Here is a 20,674-nt window from a genome sequence, read left to right as displayed (position 1 = left end):
TAGTTTTTACTATTACGCTCCCGTACTCGTAGCTGTGACGACGACCGCCACGAAAACGCTCGAAGCCACACTCGCTCCGCCCACTACGGGTAAAGAGCAACGTCTCGAGCGAACCGTGGCGACCTACCGCCGCGCGCTCTCGGACGCTTTCGAGAGTGGCGCGGATACGCAGGCGGCGGTCAACGACACCGTCACGTCGTACACGCTCACGTCCTACGCCAAGGACGCGCTCAAGAACTACGTCCCACAACTCCGGCGGACGTACAACGCCTCGGAACTCGAGGACGACCATCCGGTTCGGTTCACGAATCGTGGCTTCCGGATCGATCATTCCGACGAGAGAGCGCGCGAGTTCTGCTGGCGTGTCCCTCAAGCCGGGCGTGGGAACGCCTTCTGGATTCCGCTTCGGATCAATCCCGAGCAGGAATCCCTGTGGTTCGACCTGCTCGACGGAGATGTATCGGTCGGCGAGTTCCGACTGCAACAGTACCGAACCAACTGGGTGTTGCACGTCACTGTCGAGTACGAGATAGCTGAACCGGAAACGCCGGACGATCCGACTCGAATCGGCTTCGATATCGGCGAGTCCAAACTTCTGACGGGCTGTGCCTGTCAGAACGGCACTCCGACCCGACCATACATCTACGGCGGTGGTCGTGCGCGAGCACTCCGCAAGGAGATGTACACGACACTCAAGCGTCTGCAAGAGCGCGGCGCTGCCGAGTGGCGTGTGGACGAACGCTTCGATCACTTCCAGAACGCACTCACGGATATCGTCGAGAAGGCGTCCCGCGAAGCCATCGAGTACGCCGAGTCCTTCAACGACCCGATAATCGTACTCGAGGACTTGACGGACATCCGTGAGGACCTGGATTACGGGAAGTACATGAACCGGCGCCTTCACGCGTGGGCGTTTGCCCGACTCACCGGCCGCATCGAGGACAAGGCCCTCGAAGCCGGCATTCCGGTCGAGTTCGTGAACCCGCGTTACACGTCCCAGACCTGCCACGCGTGCGGATACATCGGTAGTCGTGGGTCGCAAGCGGCGTTCAAGTGTACGAACGCGGCGTGTCACGTTTCGACGTTTCAGGCAGATATCAACGCAGCAGCGAACATCGCTGCTCGCGTTGATCCGTGGGGAGAGAGCGTTCCTTGGAAACCGGAGCGCGATGACTCGCCACGGAATGGGAGCCGTTGTGACACGGCCACAGGACACCGCACGCCGAGTCGGCGGTCCCGACAGACGACGCTTGCGGCTTTCGAGTCCTGAAACCTCCCTCGACACGAGGCTTCCCTTGTAGGAAGCCCCGCCCTTTAGGGCGGGCGAGGATGTCACTGACGGCTGTGGCTCTCCGTCTTCTCTCTCCGAGTGAGATCGGAATGCCGATTCGACTGTGTCGATCGAAACCGACCGGACGTAGTTTGACGCTGTCACTCACTCTGGCGTGTCTTCACCGATCCGCGAATCCGTGTGAAGACGAGTCCGCTCGGATGCTCGTAATCGAAATGGACCGCGACTGACGGACGCACGGCGGCTCCCTCACGCACGGAGCGTCTCGAACGTCTCGACGACGCGCTGCCAGTGATCGCTGTCCGCCTCGGCGTAGCCGGCTGCCGACCCACCCATGACGAACTGCCCCGTTCGCTCGCGGTTGGCCGTCGGGAGATACGGTGCTGTGATCGCGTGTCCGGCATCCGGATACACCAAATGTTCGTACTCGCAATCGTGCTGGTCGAGTCGGGTGGCCGCGACCTCGTGGAGTCTCACGGAGTCCCACATTCCGTCCGCGCCACCCGAGACGAGGAGTACCGGCCCTCCTATCGACTCGACGGCTATCGTCGCCTCGGCGATCGTCCCCTCGTCGGCGTCTTCGAACGACTGCGAGTAGCCGGGTTCCATCTCCATCGGCGGTTGTACGTCCCAGACCGAGCGGTCGTCAGTGTACGGAACGTAGGAAACCGGCTCGCCGTCCGTGGTCCACGACGGGCCTGGCGGAAACTCCCGCCGGGAGATCCCCGCCCAGACGACGCCGCTTCCGTTGACCGAGACGACGGGACCGACTGATTCGAGTCGGCTCCCGACGAGGAGCGCGAGTTCACCGCCTTTCGACGATCCCATGAGTCCCACGTCGGGTCCGCGAACGCTGTTCCTTTCACGGACCCATTCGACCGCGTTCTCGACGGTCTCGAGCGGTACCTCCACGAGCTCTGCCGGGAGGCTATCGCGTCGGCCCTGCCAGTCGAAGTACTGCATCGCGAGCGCGACGAATCCGTGGGACGCCAACAACTGTGCTATCCCGTCCGCAGGCGTGCCATCCGAGCCGTGGAGCACGACCACTGCTGGTGCTGGTTCACCCCCCGGTGGCTCGTAGATCCTGCCGACGATCGACTCACTCGTCACCGCCTCGGACGTGATTTCTCGGCTTCCGAACGTGCGTTCGATCGTGGTCGAACCGAGCGTCTGTCCGTCGTATTCGACGTGAACGGTCAGTTCATCACCGTCGCGTCCCGGTTCGTACGGGCCCGAACCCTCGGCCGGTGTCGCCCGCTGAATGAGATCGGTTATCCCGCCCGTCGTCCCGCCGTTTGTCGATGTCGCGGATTCGAGGTCGAGCCGTCCGTCCGGCGTGTCGTAGGTCGCATTCGATTCCCAATCGCGATCGCTCTGGCCGGCCAACACGACCCGAACGTCGACGGTATCGACGGCAATGCCCGTGATCGTGAGCCCGATCGAGTCGTCCACCGAGACCGTGGTCGGATGCTCGAACCCGAACTCTGCTCGAGTGATCTCGTTCGTATCTTTTCGTCCGGTCCCGAGAGACGCGCTGTCGTCAGGGTCCGTTTCTTCGGTCATCCGTTACGGGGACAGTGTACCGCCGGTTTGGACATAAGCGAATGGAGAAGTATACTTTGGTAAGCGAACGTACAAGAGCGGGTCGGTTGCAGCTGCACCGGAACTACCGAAACCACTCGTCGTAACGGCTAGCGAGCGACAGGACAATGGAGGGCGCTCGTGATGGTGGCGTATGGGCGGAGACGTGGACCCGGAGACGGTTGCGGAAAACCTCGCTGCACTGGCGAACCCGTTGCGGATTCGGATTCTGCTGGCGCTCGCGGAGACGCGTCGACCGAGTTGGGAGCACCGAGGAATGCGCTACAGCGACCTCCGGTCGGCGGTGGCCGTCGAGGACGGAGGGCGGTTCAACTACCACCTCAACGAACTCCGCGACCAGTTCGTTCGGGGAGCGGAGGGGAAGTATTGGCTGACCACCGCCGGATCGCGTATCGTAGACCAAGTCTACGCCCGGACGTTCTCGGGCGCTCACGAGGCGATCTCGGGACCAGTCGAGTGGCACTGTCCGGCTGGCGAGGCCCGGTTGGACGCGACGTTCGAGGACGGAATACTCACCGTGTCGTGTCCGAATCACGGTGTCCTGTTCGACATGCGACTCTCGTTCACTGCTCCCCGAGGCCGTGACCTCGACGAACTGTTTGCGTGGGCCAACCGGCGGGCGCTGTGGTACCTCGAATCCGTCTCCTGGGACGTCTGTCCCCACTGTGCGGGACATTTCGAGGAGTTGACATTCACCACGCGTAGCCTGGAGCCCGATACCCGGCTCGAAACGCTCAGGTGGGACACTTCGACGATGGTGATGGCCGGTCTGCGCTGTCGGCAGTGTGGCGTCTCGTTCCGGATTCCCGCGTTCCACTACGCACTGACGCGAGCGCCCACTATCGCGTTCCTGCACGACCACGACATCGACTACAGGACGCTCGAACTGGAGTACGGGTCACCCTCGTGGGCCTGCGAGAGCGAGGTACTCGACGACGGCGTTGTGATCCGATTCGCGATCGACGACGACCAACTCGAGATCGAACTCGACAGCGAGCTGTACACTCGATCGTACCGACGCACGTCGCTGACCGGGGAGCGGTGACCGCTCCGGGAAGACCCCTTCGAGGAGGCGAACGGATCAGTCGTCTCCTCGACCGAGAGTGCGAATCGGGCGTTCATTCGCCAGACCCTACCAGGCCCCCGTTCGATACCCTGAACGCCGATTTTTCACAATTACACCAGAAATTTTTATACTGAAATCGTTGCCACGTCGAGTGGGTGTAACACCCATGTCAGAATACGACATCGAAGAGGTCGACGACGACGAAGAACCGGCGCTCCATCAGCATCACAAGGTCGTCGAGTCCGACGACTGACGACTTTCGGATGATCCACGAGGACGCTACCGAGCGTTATCGGACGCCGGCGGCCGGCGAAATGACGTCGGCCCGGTAGCGCCCGTGGGTTTCCGATTTTCGCGACCGGACGAGAGAAACTGAACGATTCGACGATACTATGAAGGTTAGAACGAACAACCTCGTGCAGTTTGATTGGAACGGACCCGCGAACAGTGGAATACGCGGGACCGTGTTCGTCGACGGAACGGCGAACACGTACGAACTCGACGACGTCGACGTCGTCGCAGTCCTCGAGTATGCGTTGACGGCCCGTTCGAAGGACGACCTTCGAACGTTCGCTCGCGACTCCCTCGAGTGCGATACGACGGCGGCCGACGACCTCCTCGACACGCTGATCGAGACCGGCTTCCTGCTGCCGGACGATCACGAGAACTTCGTCGCGTATCGGACGTGGATGGAAAAGGGCTGGCAACGGGCGCTTTTCTACCATCTCCGTACCCGGACGGCGGACGTCGAACGGCCGACGCCCCCTGACGACCGGGAGGGGACGACCCGGAGCGGCGAGCCCCTCGAGCCGCCGTCCGCGACGGCTCGAGACGGGCCGCGTATCGACCTTCCCGATCCCGACGAACTCCCCGACGAGTCGTTTCGAGCGGTCGCGTTGCGGCGACGCACCCATCGAAACTTCAGCGGTACCGAGATGGACCTGACGACGCTCTCGACGGTTTTACACCACTCTTTCGGGCCGGTGAGAGCGGCCTTCGATCACCTCGAAGAAACGCCGCTCGCCGAAACCGAGCCTGGTGCCCTTCGGCGAGCGGGACTGCGCGTGTATCCCGTCGTTCAACGGTGTCGGGACGTTCCGCCTGGCGTCTACGAGTACGCCATTCGAGAGCACGCTTTGTTCCGAATCCGGAAGTTCGATACCGTCGAAACGGCCGACGACGCGGTTACCGACGCTGCACACCGGCAGAATCACCACACGGATGCGGCCGTCTCGCTCTTTTTCGGTTCGGTATTCGACCACGATCAGCAGTGGTGTCCGAAATCCCGCGGGCTTCGGAACAGCTACGTTCACGTCTCGGAACACGCGCATCGGCTCATCCTCGTCGCGACGGCACTGCGATTGCGGAACTTCGTGACGCCGGCGCTCAAAGACACGCGAATCGACGCGCTCGTCGGGGTCGACGGGGACGACGAAGCGATCACGTACATGGTCGCGATCGGTGAGTGATATGACGGGCTGCGTTCGGAGTGATCCGCGATGAGTCGAGTCGTGGTCGTCGCCGGCGTCGGGCCGGGGTTGAGCGCCTCCGTCGTCCGCGAGTTCGCTGACCACGGATGGTCGGTCGGCTTGCTCGCCCGAACCGCCGATACGATCGACTCACTCGCGCTGGAGGTCGAAGACGACGGTATCGCGGCGCTTCCCGTTCAGGCCGACGTGACCGACCCCGGAGATGTGACCCGGGCGTTCGAGGAGATCCGGACGGAACTCGGGGCCGTCGATGTCCTCGTCAATCACGCGGCCGCCGTCTACGCCGGGGGCGTGTCGGACATCACCGCCGCGCAGTTCGAGGAGATGTGGCGGGGTTGCGTCTTCGGCGCGTTCCTCTGTACACGGGCGGTCGTCCCGAACATGCGCGATCGGAACGACGGGACGATCATCTTTACCGGTGCCGACGCCGGAACGCGTGCTCGAGGGGACGCAGTCGGGTTCAGCAGCGCGAAGTTCGCCGTCCGCGGACTCGCCCAGGGAATGGCAAAAGAGTTGGGTCCGGACGGGATTCACGTCGCTCACGTCGTTCTCCACGGCGGAATGGAGACGCCGCGTACCCGACGGGCGATGCCGGATATCGATCACTCGTCCCTTCTCGATCCGGACGACATCGCGACGACTTACCGACACCTCGCCCGTCAACCGCTGCGATCGCGGACGACCGAAGTCGACATCCGGTCGCACTGAGCCGCGCGTTGGGCCCGCGAAACCGATCACTCGGTTACCCGGCTTCGGTGCCCGCTCCATCTCCGGAGCCGGCGGACGGAACGACATCCTTCGGGACGGGCGATTCGACGACGACGAGGAGCCACAGTCCGACGAGCATCGCGACGTTCGTAATCACGATCATGGTGATCGGAGACGTGACGTTCGCGATCAGCCCGCCGAGAGCCCTAAACCCGATCATAAACGCCATCGAGATCATACCGACCGTCGAGAGGATCGTCGCGCGGCCGATCGAATCGGCGTGGGCGTTCAGATACTGCTCCCGGAGCGGTTTGCTGACGTTTCGAGCGACCCGACAGGCGAACAGGGCGAACAGCGCCACGAGCGGGGACGACGGGGCGACGACGAACAGGACGCCGACGCAAAGCGGCGCGCTCAAAAACCACCACCTGATCCCGACGATCCGTTCGATCGCTCCCGAAAAGAACGTGACGACGGCGGAGACGAGCGAAAACCCGGCGTAGAGCCAGCCGAGTTGGCTGATGTCGATACCGATGCCCGTCGCGATCGGTTGCGTAAACGTCGCGACGAGACCGAGGTACGCCGTAAACAGACCGCTGTAGACGACGAAGGACCTGAGACCCGGAATCGACAGGAACTCGCGGACGACCGGGAGTGCATCCACCGGCGTGAACGTCTCGGCGTCGGACCGACCGCCGCCCGACGTCGACAAGCCGAAGACGGCGACGATACTGCAGAGATAGAGGCCGGCGTTTCCGACGAACGGATAGAGCCAGTTTTTCGTCGCCATCCACGCCCCGAGCAGGGCCGTAACGGCGCTCACCGCTAGCTCGAGTGCCTTCGCTCGCCCCTGAACGACGGTGAACGCATCGCCCTCCCCGGCTCGAGTCAACGTGTCGTACAACCAGGCGGCGGCGACTCCGGAGCGAAGGACGATGCCGACCGCCCACACGACGTACGCGGCGAGAAAGCCGGCGAACGTCCTCGAGACCCCGAACGTAAGCATGGCGACGATCGTGAGCGCACTTCCGGCGACGAGCATGCTCCGTCGGCCCAGCCTGTCGCCGAGGTAGCCTGCGGGCACTTCGCCGAGCAACGTCGTGAGCGTAAAGAGCGCAGTCAGGAGTCCGATCGCCGAATAGGACAGCCCGCGGTGCCGAACGTATTCGATGATGACCGGGGCGATGAACCCCTGACTCATCGTCGCCCGATAGAGACAGTATCGACGGACGTCGCTTCGTGCGCGTTCGACGGTAGTCGCGAACAGTGTCTCGGCGAGCACGGGTGTCAGGGCTCGGCGGACAGCGCGGCGTAGGCGAGCAGCGGTTCTTCGGCGTGGTCGACGCCGAAGAACTCCTCGAGGTACGCGTCGTCGAATTTGAACCCGGCCATCGTCGACAATCCGTACGCTCGAGCGGCGATCCTGAGCGTCTCGAGGACGTGCCCGAGATCGTGCAACAGGACGCGATACGTTCGCGGCTCGCGGTACCGCCACATGCTCCGTTCGACGACCGACGTACAGCCGATGAGAGCCGCCGGATCGGAGTCGATTCCCCACAGCAGGGGTTTTTCTAGGTCGGTGTCGGTCGGGAGCCGTTCCAGCGCGTGGTCCCGAACCGAATAGTGGTAGATGCCGGCAGGGAGGTCCGTCGCTTCGAACACGGCCACGTACCCTTCGGTTGGGTGACGTGCGCCGCCCGACGGGACCGGCTTTCTGAGCTTCGGTCCCTGGTGTTCCGTCTGCAGTTTACCCGTCTCCCCGAAGGCGAAGTACAGGATCGCGGAGAGGGTCCGCGCGTCGAGCGCGTCCCGTGTCGAATCGGCGCGCCCGAACAGCGACGTCGACAGTGCGTCGGCGACGGACACCCGTTCGGCTTCCTCGACCGGCGGTAACTCGATCCGCTCGTCGACGTCGTAATCCTTGTAGATCGCCGGCGGTTCCTCTCGCGCCCGATACTCTTGTATGATCTCGGTTTCCATTCCCTCGACGTCCTCGTATTCGGAGTTCTCGACCGCCTCGTCGATGAACGGATAGTCGCGGACGTACTCGTGATACTCCAGCGCGGCCCGCCAACCGGTGGCCGCCCAAGAGGCGGTTGGATCTCCGTGCCGGTCTGCCGGGCGGAGAAATCCGACCTCGATCAGGTCCGCGACGAGATCGGCGGCGGCGTTCGTCGGGAGATCGAGCGTCTCCAGCAGCGTGTCCTCGAGTTCGTCCCTCGAGTACCTCCCGTCTAGCTCGGCGAGACCGCGAATGATATCGGCGCTCGAGAGTTCGGACGTTCGGGTGGCAAGCGGGTCGACGGCCAGTAGCGACGGCTCCTCTTTCCGACCCGCCTGTTCGGTCGTCACGGACAGGAGTCCGTTTCGCGTATATTCGATTGTTCCTGTCATAAGTTTCCGGTCCACAATTAATAATATAACGCTTCTGGTGCAACTCTCACAACGGCGGCCGGGACGATACTCGACGGATCGGACGGTCGATCCGGTCGAGATAGCTGGACGTCCGATCCGTCCCGCCGCGGTTGGTCGCTAGGCGATCGGGTAGGAAACGCCGCTCACCACGCCGACGGCGAGGCCGAAGGTGCTGATCGTCATCAGCGCGAAGTGCGGGGCAAAGGCCTTCGCCGCGCGCCGTTTCGAGTCGGTCAACGCCGTCGCGACTTGCCAGGCGACCGCTCCGCTCCAGAGGACCGCGAGCCAGAGCCAGCCGGTGACGAAGAACGAGACCCAGGCCGAAACGATCCCGGCGCTCGCTCCCGGGGGGAGCGACAGGGGAATCCCCAACCCCTGCGCGACGACGTTCACGGTGTGGCCGCCGTTTTCCAACAGTCCCGCGATAACGAAATCCCCGAGCGCCCACATCAGGCCCAGCGGCGCGTAGCTGAGTCCGAACTTCGTGAACGACGGTTCCCAGTCGAGGCCGCTCCAGTCGCTCGCCAGTTTGTTGGCGACGGCGAACCCGACGAGTGCCGCGACGACGCTCGCGAGATAGGCCGTCGTCGAGACGAGCAAACCCGGCAACTGTCCGCCGAGGGCGGTCAGGATAGCGCTGCTGAGGACGAAGTTGATCGGGATCGCACCCCAGATGACGAGTGCGATGATCGCTTCGTCGACCAGCGGGATCCGCTCGGTAATCACCGCGGCCCCGGGCCAGCGAAACCGGAGCTCCACGTCTTCGTCCGGCTGTTCCGACGTACACTTCATGCAGGCGGTACACCGGCGATCGGTGCTCAGGTAGTCACTTTCGTACTCGAGCGTGGCACACGTGACGCCGGTGTCCTTGTTCTGGGCGACCTCGAGCGGGGAGAACTTCGCGGTGACGCTCATCACGCCCGTGGCGGGGCAGACGTACCGACAGAACGCCTGCCGCTGGTAGACGAGGCTCACGACCACGGCGACGCCGACGATCGCGAGCCAGTAGTACGGAACGCGACGCGGCATATACGAGACGCCGAGGTCGGCCATGCCCCACCGCGCGAGGACGAACGTAAGCGTCGTCAGTGATAGGATCGAGAGCGGCAGGCCGAACGCGACCCGCTTCGATCGCGTGTACATCGGGAAATGGCGCTGGAGACCGAACCGCTGCGTGAACCGGACGATCGCACCCAGCGGACAGAAGTAACACCAGATCCGGCCGAACAAGAGGAGGCTAAGTATCATAATCGGTGCCCACCAGAACCCGAAGAACACGACGCTACCGAAGTTCTGCCCGGAATCCGTCGGTCCGACCGCGGCCCGGTAGAGCGCGTAGAAGAACACCGCGACGGTGAGCAGATTGACGGCGTGTTGTACGTTCCTGTTCGTGAGGAGGAACCGGACGACCCTGTTTTTCGTGATCGTGATGCCCCGCTTCCGGGATCGATCTGCTGTCATCGGCGGTTTTTTTCTCCGAACGTGTGTCAATCATTTGGTGCGACACTCGAAGGCACTCGAGTGAACGGATCGGTTCCCCTTTCCGGCGACGGTTGCGTGGACGAGCGAGACGGTGCGGGTGGTGGAGTGGCGAGTGAGACGGCACGAGATCGCCTCTCCCCCAGACCGAGGGATCGATATCGATCAGCGGTGATCGCGGGACAGGGGCCTGGCCGGTGATCGATATGGAACCAAACCAGAATGTTTACAAACAAAGTTTCAGTAGAACAATTCAGGTTTCACATGGCCAGCATCGAACCGTTTGCACGGAGTGGCAGCCGCGTCTGCCACGGCGTATCGGCATCGTCGGCTGATCGATCGTCCCGCGGCGGGGAGCGCTTTCGACGGAGTGACCCTCGTAACAATCGTCGAACCCGGCATTCGGCGGGACAATACTGATGTACAGTTCACGTCGACGATTTCTCGCCGGCGTCGCCGGCGGCGGACTCGCGTCCCTTGCCGGGTGTGCGGGGGACAGAACAGCCGACGAGACCGCATTTACGATCGGACTCGCGTCCGATCCGACCGACACCAGCCGGTACGACAATTGGGGCGGCATGGCTCCGTACTGGACGCGCGTCATCGAGCCGCTGGTCTGGGGCACCGACGACATGCAACCCAAACCGTGGCTCGCGACCGACTGGACCGCGACCGACGACACCACCTGGGTGTTCGATCTCCGGGAGGGCGTTTCCTTCCACAACGGCGAGGAACTGACCGCCGACGATGTCGTCCACACGTTCGAAGAGAACATCCTCACCGAGCGCGGCGACTTCGTCTACGGCTGGCTCCACCTCGAGCCGGGCAGCGTCACGAAGATCGACGACTACACCGTCGAGTTCGAGACGACGGATCCGTTCCCCGGGTTCCCCGGAACGATCGCCCACAACATGATCGACATCCAGCCCCCGGACGCCGACCGGCGGGCGGGGAAGATCATCGGCACCGGACCGTTCACCCTCGAGGAGGTCCGGCGTGGCCAGCACGTCCGCGTCGAACGGTTCCCGGACTACTGGGGCGGCGAACCGACCCCGACGGAACTCACGTTCCGGGCGGCCGAAGACGAGACGACCCGAACCGACCTCCTCGAGAGCGGCGAGGTGGACCTGATCTATAACCCGTCAAAGGGACGTCTCCCGGCGCTTCGCGAGCGCGACGACGTTCGCGTCGATGCCCAGCAGTCCGCGGGGGCGGTATCGACCTGGATCAACATCCACCGCGAACCGACCGACGACGTGGACCTGCGGCGCGCGCTCAACCACGCGATCTCCCAGGAGGAACTCGTCGGGACGGTACTCGAGGGGGTCGGCGAACCCGCCCGCGGCCCGATTTCGCCGGTCATCGACTGGGTCGACGAGGACGAACTCCCGACCTACGAGCGCGATCGGGACACCGCCCGCGAGCTCGTCGACCAGTCTGCCTACGACGACGAGGAGCTGACCTGCCTCGTCAGCGCCGACATGGACGACGGCAGGACGATCAGCCAGGTCCTCGAGTCCCAGTTCGGCGAGATCGGTGTCACTGTCGACATCGAACTGCTCGAGAACGCGTCCGTCAAAGACCGGACGAGCCGCGGCGAGTTCCACCTCCACGTCGGAAGTACGGGGTCGAACAGCCCCGGCGCGGACTACATCATGTGGGAGAACTTCCACACGATGGGCGTCGACAACAAGGACCTCTACGAGGCCGAGGGGACCGGGTTGTACAACCTCGGCGGTGAGGTCGACGCCCTCATCGAAACCGGCTACCAGTCGTACGAGCCGGCCGCAAAACGCGACGCCTACGTCGAAGCTCAGCGGCGGATCATGGACGCGGCCGTCGTCGTCCCGCTGTTCTACCAGGAGTACGTCGTCGCCGCCGACGCCGCGGTCGAGGGCCTCGAACTCCACCCGATCGAACGGTTCGCCGAGTGGCGCGATCTGACGCGAACGGCCTGACGAAGCGATGATCGACTACGATTACCTCGCGTCCCGGCTCGCGACGTCGCTCGCCGTTACGTTCGGCGTCTCGGTCGTCACGTACGGCCTGATCTTCCTCACACCCGGCGACCCGGCCGAGATCATTCTCTCCCAGCAACTCGACCGCCAGCCCTCCGCGGCTGAGATCGAGGCGTTCCGGGCGGATCACGGGCTGAACGATCCGATCCCGGTTCAGTACCTGCACTGGCTGACCGACGTCTTCAGGGGCGATCTGGGAACCTCCTACTACAGCGACACGCCGGTTTCGACGCTGATCGTCGAGACGGTGCCGCTGACGCTCGAGTTAGCCCTCGCCGCGATGCTCGTCGCGCTCGCGATCTCTATCCCAGCCGGCGTCGTCAGCGCCGTCCACCGCGGGACCCCAATCGACCACGCGAGCCAACTGGGCGCGCTGCTCGGCGTTTCGATGCCGAACTTCTGGCTCGCGTACCTGCTGATCCTGCTGTTCCCGCTGACTCTCGGCGTGCTCCCGGTCGCCGGTGCCGGCAGTTTCGGCCACCTCGTGTTGCCGGCGATCACGCTCGGGACCGGCATGGCCGCCGTCGTCACGCGGCTCGTCCGGAGTTCAATGCTCGAGGTCCTCGACGAAGCGTACGTCGACACCGCCCGCGCCAAGGGGTTGCGCGAGCGGATCGTCGTCTACAAACATGCGTTGCGAAACGCGCTCGTACCGGTCGTGACGATCCTCGGGCTCCAGTTGGGGACGCTGCTGAACGGGGCGGTCGTCGTCGAGATCATCTTCCAGCGGCCGGGGTTGGGTTCGTTGCTCGTCGACGCGGTGTTCGAACGCAACTACCCGGTGGTTCAAGGTGTTACCCTCGTCACCGCGATCGTCTTCGTCGCGACGAACCTGCTCGTCGATCTCACCTACCGGTACCTCGATCCCCGCGTCCAACTCGGGGGTGAGACGGCGTGAGCGGTGCTCTCGATACCGTCGTGACGGGCCTTCGACGCCGGTACCGGGCTGTTCGCACGTCCCGGACGCTCGCGGCGTTTTTCGCGAATCCGCTCAACGTCGCGGGGCTCGCGATCGTCGTCACCCTGTCGATCGCCGCCGTACTCGGTCCCGTCGTCGCCCCGTACGATCCGGCGAGTCAGGACCTCGCGAACCGGTTACAGCCACCGACGCTGGCCCACCCGATGGGAACCGATCAGCTCGGCCGGGACGTCTTCTCGCGACTCCTGTACGGGGCCCGGCTCTCGTTCGGCATCGCCGTCGCCGTCACCGCGATCAGGCTCGTCCTCGGGACGGCGATCGGTCTGCTTGCGGGCTACGTCGGCGGCTGGGTCGACGAGTTCCTGATGCGACTCGTCGACGTCCAACTCGCGTTCCCGGGCCTGGTGCTCGCGCTCGTGGTCGCCGGCATCCTCGGCCCCAGCCTGCGAAACGTGATGCTCGCGCTCGCGGTCGTCGGCTGGGCCTCCTACGCTCGTCTCGTCCGCGGCAGCGTCCTCTCGACGAAAGAACGCGAGTTCGTCAAGGCCGCTAGGCTGATGGGCGTCTCCCGGGTTCGCATCGCCGTCCGCCATCTCCTTCCGAACGTCGTCGGCCCGGTTATCGTCCTCGCCACGATGAACCTCGGGACGGTCATTCTCGGAACGGCCGGCCTCTCGTTTATCGGCCTCGGCGCACAGCCGCCGACGCCCGAGTGGGGAACGATGCTCTCAGCCGGCCGCCACCACCTCCGCGGGGCGTGGTGGATCGCGAACGCCCCGGGTGCGGCGATCATGCTCACCGTCTTCGGGTTCAACCTGCTCGGCGACGGGCTCCGCGACGTGCTCGATCCGAACCACGATGCGACCCTCGAGAAACCGACATGACTACAACGATGACAGATCAATCACCGGATTCCGCGCTCCTCTCCGTCGAGAACCTCCACACGCGCTTTCGAACCAGCGAAGGCCCCGTCCACGCGGTCGAGGGCGTCTCGGTTACCGTCGACGAGGGTGAGATCGTCGGCCTGGTCGGCGAGAGCGGGAGTGGCAAGTCCGTGACCGCACGCTCGATCGTCGGCCTGCAGGACCCGGGCGAGATCGTCCGGGGATCGATCCGCCTCGACGGCGTGGACGTGACCGACGCGACGGACCGACAGCTCCGCCGGCTCCGCGGAGACACCGTCTCGATGGTGTTTCAGGACCCGACCGAGACGCTCAATCCCGTCTTCGACGTCGGCGAGCAGATCGCCGAATCCCTCAAGGTCCACAATCAACTCGACTCCCAGTCCCTGCTCGAGTACCTCCACGTCCCGCCGTTCAGTAGCCAGTCGGAGTGGCGCGAGTACCGCGAGCGGGCGATCGAACTCATGGCGCAGGTCGGCATCGCGAACCCCGAAGACCGCGTCGACGCCTACCCGCACGAACTCTCCGGCGGGCTACGCCAGCGGGCCGGCATGGCGATCGCTCTCGCATCCGACCCGGACCTGCTGATCGCCGACGAACCGACGACGGCGCTGGACGTGACCACACAGGCACAGCTCCTCGAACGACTCCGGCGGCACAACGCCGAGCGCGGAACGGCGATCCTGTTGATCACGCACGATCTGGGCGTCGTCGCCGACATCTGTGACCGCGTCGTCGTGATGTACGCCGGCGAGGTGATGGAAACCGGCCCGACCGACCGCATCCTCGAGGCCCCTCGCCATCCGTACACGAAGGCGTTGCTCGACTGTCTCCCCCAACGCGTCGATCGCGGCAGCCGCTTGCCGACGATCGAGGGATCGGTTCCCGAACCGACCGGCGACCGGACGGGCTGTCCGTTCGCCCCTCGGTGTGACCACGCGACCGACGCCTGTCGGCGCGGCGAGATCCCGACCGTCGATCTCGGCGACGATCGCGGAACCGTAACCTGTAGCGAGTCGAGCACGCTCGAGTCGCACCCCGCGCGTTCGGCGACGGCCGCCCTTGACGGATCTACCGAACCTGGTTCGGCGACCGCCGGGGGCGCTCCCGGCAACGGTCCGGACCAGTCGACGCAGCCACTCGTCGAACTCGAGGGGGTCTCCAGACGCTACTCGCTCGCGAACGGGCCGATCGAACGCCTCCTCGGGACCGACGACACGCTCCGGGCCGTCGACGACGTCGATCTCGAAATCCGGGCCGGGGAGACGCTCGCGCTCGTCGGCGAGAGCGGCTGTGGCAAGTCCACGCTGGCCTCGCTGCTCACCGGCCTCGAGGCACCGACGACCGGCACGGTTCGAATCGACGGCACGCCGGTCGGACCCGCCGCCGACCGCGATGCCGATACCCTCGCCGACGTCGGCGTCGTGTTTCAGGACCCGCGCTCCAGCCTCAACCCCCGACTGACCGTCGAGCGGGCGATCGGCGAACCGCTACGGAGCAACGGCTGGGACCGGTCCCGTCGTCGGGAACGCGTTCGGGAGTTGCTCGAGCGCGTCGGCCTGGCGGACCGACACGCGACGAGCTATCCGCACGAACTCTCGGGTGGCCAGGTTCAGCGCGTCGCCATCGCACGCGCGATCGCGCTCGATCCGTCGTTGGTCGTCCTCGACGAGCCCGTCTCCGCGCTCGACGCCTCCGTTCAGTCCCGTCTCCTCAACGTGCTCGCGGACCTCCAGGCCGACCTCGACCTCGCGTATCTGTTCATCTCGCACGACCTGACCGTCGTCGAACACATCGCGGATCGCGTCGCGGTGATGTACCTCGGGGAGTTGATGGAGGTCGGCCCCGCCGACCGCGTGTTCGACTGTCCGACCCACCCGTACACGAGGGCGCTGCTCGAGGCGATTCCGTCGCTCGACCCGGGCGGTTCGACGGGAACCTCACTCGAAGGCGATCGCCCGAGCCCGGTCGATCCGCCGGGCGGGTGTGTCTTCCGGAGCCGCTGTCCGATGGCCGAGCCGAAATGTGCGGAGACCGACCCCGACCAGCGCCAGTTCGGCCCAGTACGAGCGAAATGCCATCTGCCCGTGATTGACGACCGGACGGCGTCTCGCTAGGCCGGTTTAACGAACGGGTCGGTCGTGGAACGCTCCGACGGGTGTCGCCGTCCGCTCGTTCTCCCACGATTCTTCTAGATCCCCCTCACAGCACTCGCCGAGCAGGTCGACGAGCATTAATCAACTCGACCTCACGACCTGATTGCTTCTCAAACTATCTCAGTTAGACAGTGCCCTGAAACTCAATACACGATAGTTGTGATCTCTCGACAGAACCCCTTACCCAAGCGAACAGCGGTCGTCTCGACCTCACCCGCTAGTCGGACCCGTGTTCGTTTCGGAAAACCGTACGGCTTAATCGGGAGACCTGCCAACGAGTACTATGGTTCGTCGAAGCGTTTTGTTCTCGCCCGGTAACAAACCCGAGATCATGCGGAAAGCGGCCGAGAGCGAGGCCGATGTCGTCGTCTTCGACCTCGAGGACGCAGTTGCACCGGCGGACAAGCAGGACGCACGCGAGGCCGTCCGCGAAGTGCTCGCCGAGATCGACTCCGAGCGGGAAATCTGCGTTCGCGTGAACCCGATCGGGACATCGGCCGCCGCCGATCTCGAGGCGATCCTTCAGGGTGCACCCCCGGACAGCCTGATGCTTCCGAAGACGGAGTCGGCCGCTGACGTCCAAGCGGCTGACCGACTCCTCGCAGAACACGACGCTTCGCTCCCGGTTCTGTCGCTCATCGAATCCGCGGCGGGCGTCCTCCGGGCCGATGCGATCGCAGCGGCCGATGCGACCGCCGCGCTGTTGTTCGGGGCTGAGGATCTCGCGGCCGACATCGGCGCGACGCGGACGAGCGAGGGAACGGAGGTGTTGTACGCCCGCGAACGGACCGTGCTCGCGGCCAGCGCCGCCGGGATCGACGCCATCGACATCGTCTATACCGACTACACGGACACGGACGGCCTCCGCGAGGAGACGGCGTTCGCCGCACAGCTCGGGTACGACGGCAAAATGGCGATCCATCCCGATCAAGTGCCGGTCATCAACGACGCCTTCACGCCCAGTGACGAGGACATCGAGTGGGCGGAGCGCATCCTCGATGCCCGCGATCGGACCGATTCGGGCGTGTTCGAAGTCGACGGCGAGATGATCGATGCGCCGCTCATCGCACAGGCCGAACGCATCCTCGAGCGCACCAGACGATCGACGTAACCGAGTCGGGAGCAAAGCGACGTCCGTTCGCTACCGCGCGTTCCTGATCCCCGCGAGCGCGTCAGGATTCTCGATACTGCTCATGTCGCCCAGATCCTCGCCGGTGTAGAGCGCCTCGACGACACGCCGAACGATCTTGCCGGATTGTGTTTTAGGAAGTTCGTCGACGAACAGCACCTCGCGCGGGCGGAACGGTTTGCCCAACTCCTCGCCGACTTGCGCGCGCAACTCCTCGCGAAGGGCGTCGGTCTCGTCGACTCCGTCCTCGAGGACGACGTAGGCGACGACGGCGGTGCCGGTGGTGTCGTCGGGTGCGCCGATGGCGGCGGCCTGAGTGACCGCGGGGTGGTCGATGAGCGCGCCCTCGACCTCGGCGGGACCGACCTTGCGGCCGGCGACGTTGAGGGCGTCGTCGGCCCGGCCGTGGAGGAACCAGAAGCCGTCGTCGTCGGTCTGGGCCCAGTCGCCGTGGTCCCACATGTCGTCGAACGTCGACCAGTACTCCTTGAGGTAGCGGTCGTCGCCGGCCCACAGCGACTTGGTCATCGAGGGACAGGAGTCGCGGGCGACCAGATAGCCGCGTTCGTTGTTCGCTTTGACGGAGTTGCCCTCGCGGTCGACGATGTCGATGTCCATGCCGAGACCGGGACCGCCGAGCGTACAGGGTTTCAAGGGTTGAGTGGGCAAGGGCATCAGGAAACAGCCACAGATCTCGGTCCCGCCGGAGATGTTGATGATCGGTGCCTCGCCGCCGCCGACGGTCTCGTGAAACCAGTGCCAGGACTCGGGGTCCCAGGGCTCTCCCGTCGAGCCGAGAACGCGCAGCGAGGAGAGGTCGTGACCCTCGAGCCAGTCGTCACCGTGTTTGCGCAGCGCGCGGATCGCGGTCGGCGAGATGCCGAACTGGGTGAGCTTGTGGCGATCGATCATCTCCCAGAACCGGTCGGGCTCGGGGTAGTCCGGCGCGCCCTCGTACATGAAGACGGTGCCGCCGAACGTGTGGGTCCCGATCAGCGTCCACGGCCCCATCATCCAGCCGATGTCCGACACCCAGAAGAACCGGTCCGACGGCTTGAGATCCATCCCGAAGTGCAGTTCTTTGGCGGGCTGGACGAGCGCGCCGGCGTGGGTGTGGACGATCCCCTTCGGCTTGCCGGTGGTCCCCGACGAATAGAGCAGCATCGATTCCTGCGCACTCGGGAACGACTGCGTCTCGTACGTGTCGTCCTGGGACGCGACGGCCTCGTGCCAGTGTTCGTCGCGAGCCTCGTTCCAGGGTGTGGCGTCGGCATCGGCGAGACCCAGTCGATCGTAGACGATGGTGTGTTCGACGTGGCCGACCGCTGCGATGGCCTCGTCGGCGGTCTCCTTGAGGCGGACCTCGCTCCCGCGGCGGGAGAAGCCGTCGGCGGTGAACAGGACCGAGCACGCCGAATCCGCGATCCGGGTCGCCGTCGCGTCCACCCCGAAGCCGGAGAAGATCGGCACCGCGATCGCGCCGACTTTGAAACAACCGTAGAGGATCGAGATCACCTCCGGGACCATCGGCATGTAGAGGCCGACGGTGTCGCCCGTACCGACGCCGCGCTCCTCGAGCGCGTTCGCGACCCGATTCGACTGGCGGTGGAGTTCGTGGTACGTTATTTCTCGAACGTCGCCGTCTTCGCCCTCCCAGAGGCAGGCGACGTCGTCCCGCGTCTCGCCGTCGACCGCGTGACGGTCCACGACGTTGTGGGCGATGTTGAGTTCGCCGCCGGGGTACCAGTCGGTGAACTGCGGCCCCTCGCTGTCGTCCCGGACCACGTCGTAGGCCTCGTCGAACTCGATTCCGAGGTAGTCGACGATCTCGTCCCAGAACCACTCGAGGCCGGATTCCGGCACGCCGTCGATATCGGTCGTCGTCCGCGCGATGAGTTCCTCGTGGTCGTCGATTCCGTACTCCTGCATGAACTGCCGGACGTTCGTCGATTCGGCGAACTCCTGGCTCGGTTCGTGTGCGATGTCGTCGATCTCCGATAGCTCTGTCATTCGTCTTTCGTTTGCGCAGTGGGACTGCTGGTTGGCGGGCGATACATCGATGCGAGTGGTCTGGGGCGATGGGAACACGTATTCCCTCGCCGCCCGTTGCCGCGCGTATGAAGGCCGTCGTCCGAACGAACTTCGACGACAGCGTCACCGCCTACGACGCCTACGAGCAGCGAACCGGCCGCTTCACCGCACTCGCAACGCTGCTGGCCGCCGAACTGTCGGCTCGAGCCGACGGTCCGTTCGAGTCCGTCCTCGACGCCGGTGCCGGCACGGGCGCGAGTACGTGCGTTTTCGCCGAGCGGGCACAGCGCACGGTCGCGCTGGACATCAGCCGCGAGATGCTGCGCGAACTCGAGGCCGCGCCGCGGGTGCAGGCGGACTTCGATCACCTGCCGTTCGTCGACGGCTCGTTCGACGGCGTCGCGTTTACCGCGTCGCTCTTTCTCGGACCCGATCCGACGGTCGCAACGCGGGAGGCGGCCCGGGTCCTGCGTCCGGGCGGGGTCGTCGGTGCCGTCGCGCCGCTCGGCTGGGTCGACGCCGACGGCACCGACGTCTTCGCGGACCTCGAGCGGGAATCGCGCTCGCCGACGGGTGCCGACGCGGTCGAGACGGCACTCGCCGACGAGTTCACGGTCACGACGGGGACCTGGCGGTTCGCGACGACTGCCGCCGACGTGCGGCGCTTTCACGCGATTCCGGCGATGGCGGCGCGTCTCTACCCGACACTCGCCCCCGAGGAGCGCGTCGCGAAGGCGCGCAACCTGCTTGGCGGCCTCGAGGGGACCGTCGAACAGCGGTGGCGATGGATCGTCGGCGTCGCCGACTGAGGTCTCCCCGGCGTTCACGCCCAGGGGGGATGTCAGTCAGCGTGCTCGCGTTTCAGCGAGAGTGCGGTCCGGTCGAACTCACAGACCAGCGGTTCCTCGGCACCGTTGGACTCGTCCGACGAGGTCCCGTTCGCGTCGCTCTCGGGACGATCGTTCACTCTGAACACTTCGACGTGCATGGTGACGATGCCGCGCTCGCCGTCGCTGGTCTCTCGCTTGTCGGTGACGGTCGACTGGACCCGGATCGTGTCGCCGTGGAAGACCGGGTTCGGATGCTCGACGTTGTCGTACGAGAGGTTCGCGACGATCGTACCGTCGGTGGTGTCGGGAATCGTGAGCCCGACGGCCAGGCTCATGGTGTAGAGCCCGTTGACCAGCCGCCCGTCGAACTGCGTCTCCGACGCGAACTCGGCGTCGAGATGCAACGGCTGCTGGTTCATCGTCATGTCGCAGAACTGCTGGTTGTCGCGTTCGCTGATCGTCCGTCGCTTCTCGTGTTCGATGGTCTCGCCGACCTCGAACTCCTCGTAGTAGCGTCCTGTCATGGCTGATCCGTAGCTGAGTTGTAGCCGTTCGGGCGGTGATTAGAGGACGGTGCCGTGTTTCTTATCGGGCAGGTCCTTCTCGACGGTCTCGTAGAAGGCAAAGCGGGCCTCGAG

General features: G+C 64.9%; 16 protein-coding genes and 1 pseudogene. 10 read left to right on the top strand and 7 right to left on the bottom strand.

Annotated features, from left to right (window positions below):
- Positions 1 to 34 precede the first annotated feature (34 nt).
- A complete protein-coding gene (locus tag ALTAJ2_RS16835) occupies positions 35 to 1,270 on the top strand; it encodes an RNA-guided endonuclease TnpB family protein (protein WP_007107429.1) in 1,236 nt (411 codons plus the stop codon).
- A gap of 270 nt (positions 1,271 to 1,540) precedes the next feature.
- Here ALTAJ2_RS16835 and ALTAJ2_RS16830 read toward each other — a convergent pair whose 3' ends face one another.
- Complete coding sequence (locus ALTAJ2_RS16830; protein ID WP_007107430.1) at positions 1,541 to 2,854, bottom strand: acyl-CoA thioester hydrolase/BAAT C-terminal domain-containing protein; 1,314 nt, start codon at positions 2,852 to 2,854, stop codon at positions 1,541 to 1,543.
- A 172-nt stretch (positions 2,855 to 3,026) separates the two neighbouring features.
- On the opposite strand from ALTAJ2_RS16830, the gene ALTAJ2_RS16825 reads away from it, so the two are divergent.
- The 3 genes from ALTAJ2_RS16825 to ALTAJ2_RS16815 all read left to right on the top strand — a co-directional run bounded on the left by ALTAJ2_RS16825 (position 3,027) and on the right by ALTAJ2_RS16815 (position 6,157).
- Entirely contained in the window at positions 3,027 to 3,938 is a 912-nt protein-coding gene (locus tag ALTAJ2_RS16825; protein WP_007107431.1) for a DUF7351 domain-containing protein, read from the top strand.
- Positions 3,939 to 4,351: 413 nt separating this feature from the next.
- Positions 4,352 to 5,428 (top strand): nitroreductase family protein, encoded by a 1,077-nt coding sequence (locus tag ALTAJ2_RS16820; protein WP_007107432.1) that lies wholly within the window; start codon positions 4,352 to 4,354, stop codon positions 5,426 to 5,428.
- Positions 5,429 to 5,458: 30 nt separating this feature from the next.
- Complete coding sequence (locus ALTAJ2_RS16815; RefSeq protein WP_007107433.1) at positions 5,459 to 6,157, top strand: SDR family NAD(P)-dependent oxidoreductase; 699 nt, start codon at positions 5,459 to 5,461, stop codon at positions 6,155 to 6,157.
- Between the two features lie 34 nt (positions 6,158 to 6,191).
- Here the strand turns inward: ALTAJ2_RS16815 and ALTAJ2_RS16810 are convergent, their stop codons facing one another.
- The 3 genes from ALTAJ2_RS16810 to ALTAJ2_RS16800 form a co-directional block, all read right to left on the bottom strand.
- Positions 6,192 to 7,439, bottom strand: a complete 1,248-nt coding sequence (locus ALTAJ2_RS16810; RefSeq protein WP_007107434.1) for an MFS transporter — start codon at positions 7,437 to 7,439, stop codon at positions 6,192 to 6,194.
- A 5-nt stretch (positions 7,440 to 7,444) separates the two neighbouring features.
- Positions 7,445 to 8,551: a SagB/ThcOx family dehydrogenase gene (locus tag ALTAJ2_RS16805; RefSeq protein ID WP_007107435.1), complete on the bottom strand. Its 1,107-nt coding sequence runs from the start codon at positions 8,549 to 8,551 to the stop codon at positions 7,445 to 7,447.
- A gap of 138 nt (positions 8,552 to 8,689) precedes the next feature.
- Positions 8,690 to 10,033, bottom strand: a complete 1,344-nt coding sequence (locus ALTAJ2_RS16800; protein ID WP_007107436.1) for a 4Fe-4S binding protein — start codon at positions 10,031 to 10,033, stop codon at positions 8,690 to 8,692.
- 437 nt (positions 10,034 to 10,470) lie between these two features.
- Between ALTAJ2_RS16800 and ALTAJ2_RS16795 the strand changes: the two genes are divergently transcribed.
- From ALTAJ2_RS16795 to ALTAJ2_RS16780, 4 genes are read left to right on the top strand one after another with little or no spacing between them, the layout of a single operon-like run.
- Positions 10,471 to 12,009 (top strand): ABC transporter substrate-binding protein, encoded by a 1,539-nt coding sequence (locus ALTAJ2_RS16795; RefSeq protein WP_007107437.1) that lies wholly within the window; start codon positions 10,471 to 10,473, stop codon positions 12,007 to 12,009.
- Between the two features lie 7 nt (positions 12,010 to 12,016).
- Complete coding sequence (nikB, locus tag ALTAJ2_RS16790; protein ID WP_007107438.1) at positions 12,017 to 12,967, top strand: nickel ABC transporter permease; 951 nt, start codon at positions 12,017 to 12,019, stop codon at positions 12,965 to 12,967.
- Positions 12,964 to 13,872 (top strand): nickel transporter permease, encoded by a 909-nt coding sequence (nikC, locus tag ALTAJ2_RS16785; protein WP_007107439.1) that lies wholly within the window; start codon positions 12,964 to 12,966, stop codon positions 13,870 to 13,872. Before nikB ends, nikC begins: the two co-directional genes overlap by 4 nt.
- Positions 13,869 to 16,007, top strand: coding sequence for an ABC transporter ATP-binding protein (locus ALTAJ2_RS16780; protein WP_081603310.1), 2,139 nt, complete (start codon positions 13,869 to 13,871; stop codon positions 16,005 to 16,007). Before nikC ends, ALTAJ2_RS16780 begins: the two co-directional genes overlap by 4 nt.
- 27 nt (positions 16,008 to 16,034) lie before the next feature.
- Here the strand turns inward: ALTAJ2_RS16780 and ALTAJ2_RS19275 are convergent.
- Positions 16,035 to 16,124 (bottom strand): annotated as a pseudogene (locus ALTAJ2_RS19275) (IS6 family transposase); the annotation flags it as partial.
- A 205-nt stretch (positions 16,125 to 16,329) separates the two neighbouring features.
- Here ALTAJ2_RS19275 and ALTAJ2_RS16775 point away from each other — a divergent pair.
- A complete protein-coding gene (locus tag ALTAJ2_RS16775) occupies positions 16,330 to 17,157 on the top strand; it encodes an HpcH/HpaI aldolase/citrate lyase family protein (protein WP_007107442.1) in 828 nt (275 codons plus the stop codon).
- 30 nt (positions 17,158 to 17,187) lie between these two features.
- Here the strand turns inward: ALTAJ2_RS16775 and ALTAJ2_RS16770 are convergent, their stop codons facing one another.
- Positions 17,188 to 19,185, bottom strand: coding sequence for an AMP-binding protein (locus ALTAJ2_RS16770; protein ID WP_050031491.1), 1,998 nt, complete (start codon positions 19,183 to 19,185; stop codon positions 17,188 to 17,190).
- Between the two features lie 107 nt (positions 19,186 to 19,292).
- Here ALTAJ2_RS16770 and ALTAJ2_RS16765 point away from each other — a divergent pair, with 107 nt between their 5' ends.
- Positions 19,293 to 20,015: a class I SAM-dependent methyltransferase gene (locus ALTAJ2_RS16765; protein ID WP_007107444.1), complete on the top strand. Its 723-nt coding sequence runs from the start codon at positions 19,293 to 19,295 to the stop codon at positions 20,013 to 20,015.
- Between the two features lie 32 nt (positions 20,016 to 20,047).
- Here the strand turns inward: ALTAJ2_RS16765 and ALTAJ2_RS16760 are convergent, their stop codons facing one another.
- Positions 20,048 to 20,560 carry a MaoC family dehydratase gene (locus tag ALTAJ2_RS16760; RefSeq protein WP_007107445.1) on the bottom strand — a complete coding sequence of 171 codons (513 nt, stop codon included), beginning with the start codon at positions 20,558 to 20,560 and terminating at the stop codon, positions 20,048 to 20,050.
- Positions 20,561 to 20,674: the final 114 nt, after the last annotated feature.

Origin of the sequence: Natrinema altunense (assembly GCF_000731985.1) — an archaeon.
Lineage (GTDB): Archaea > Halobacteriota > Halobacteria > Halobacteriales > Natrialbaceae > Natrinema > Natrinema altunense.
Note: the sequence above shows the minus strand (reverse complement) of the source record. Positions and strands in the feature narration are given on the sequence as shown.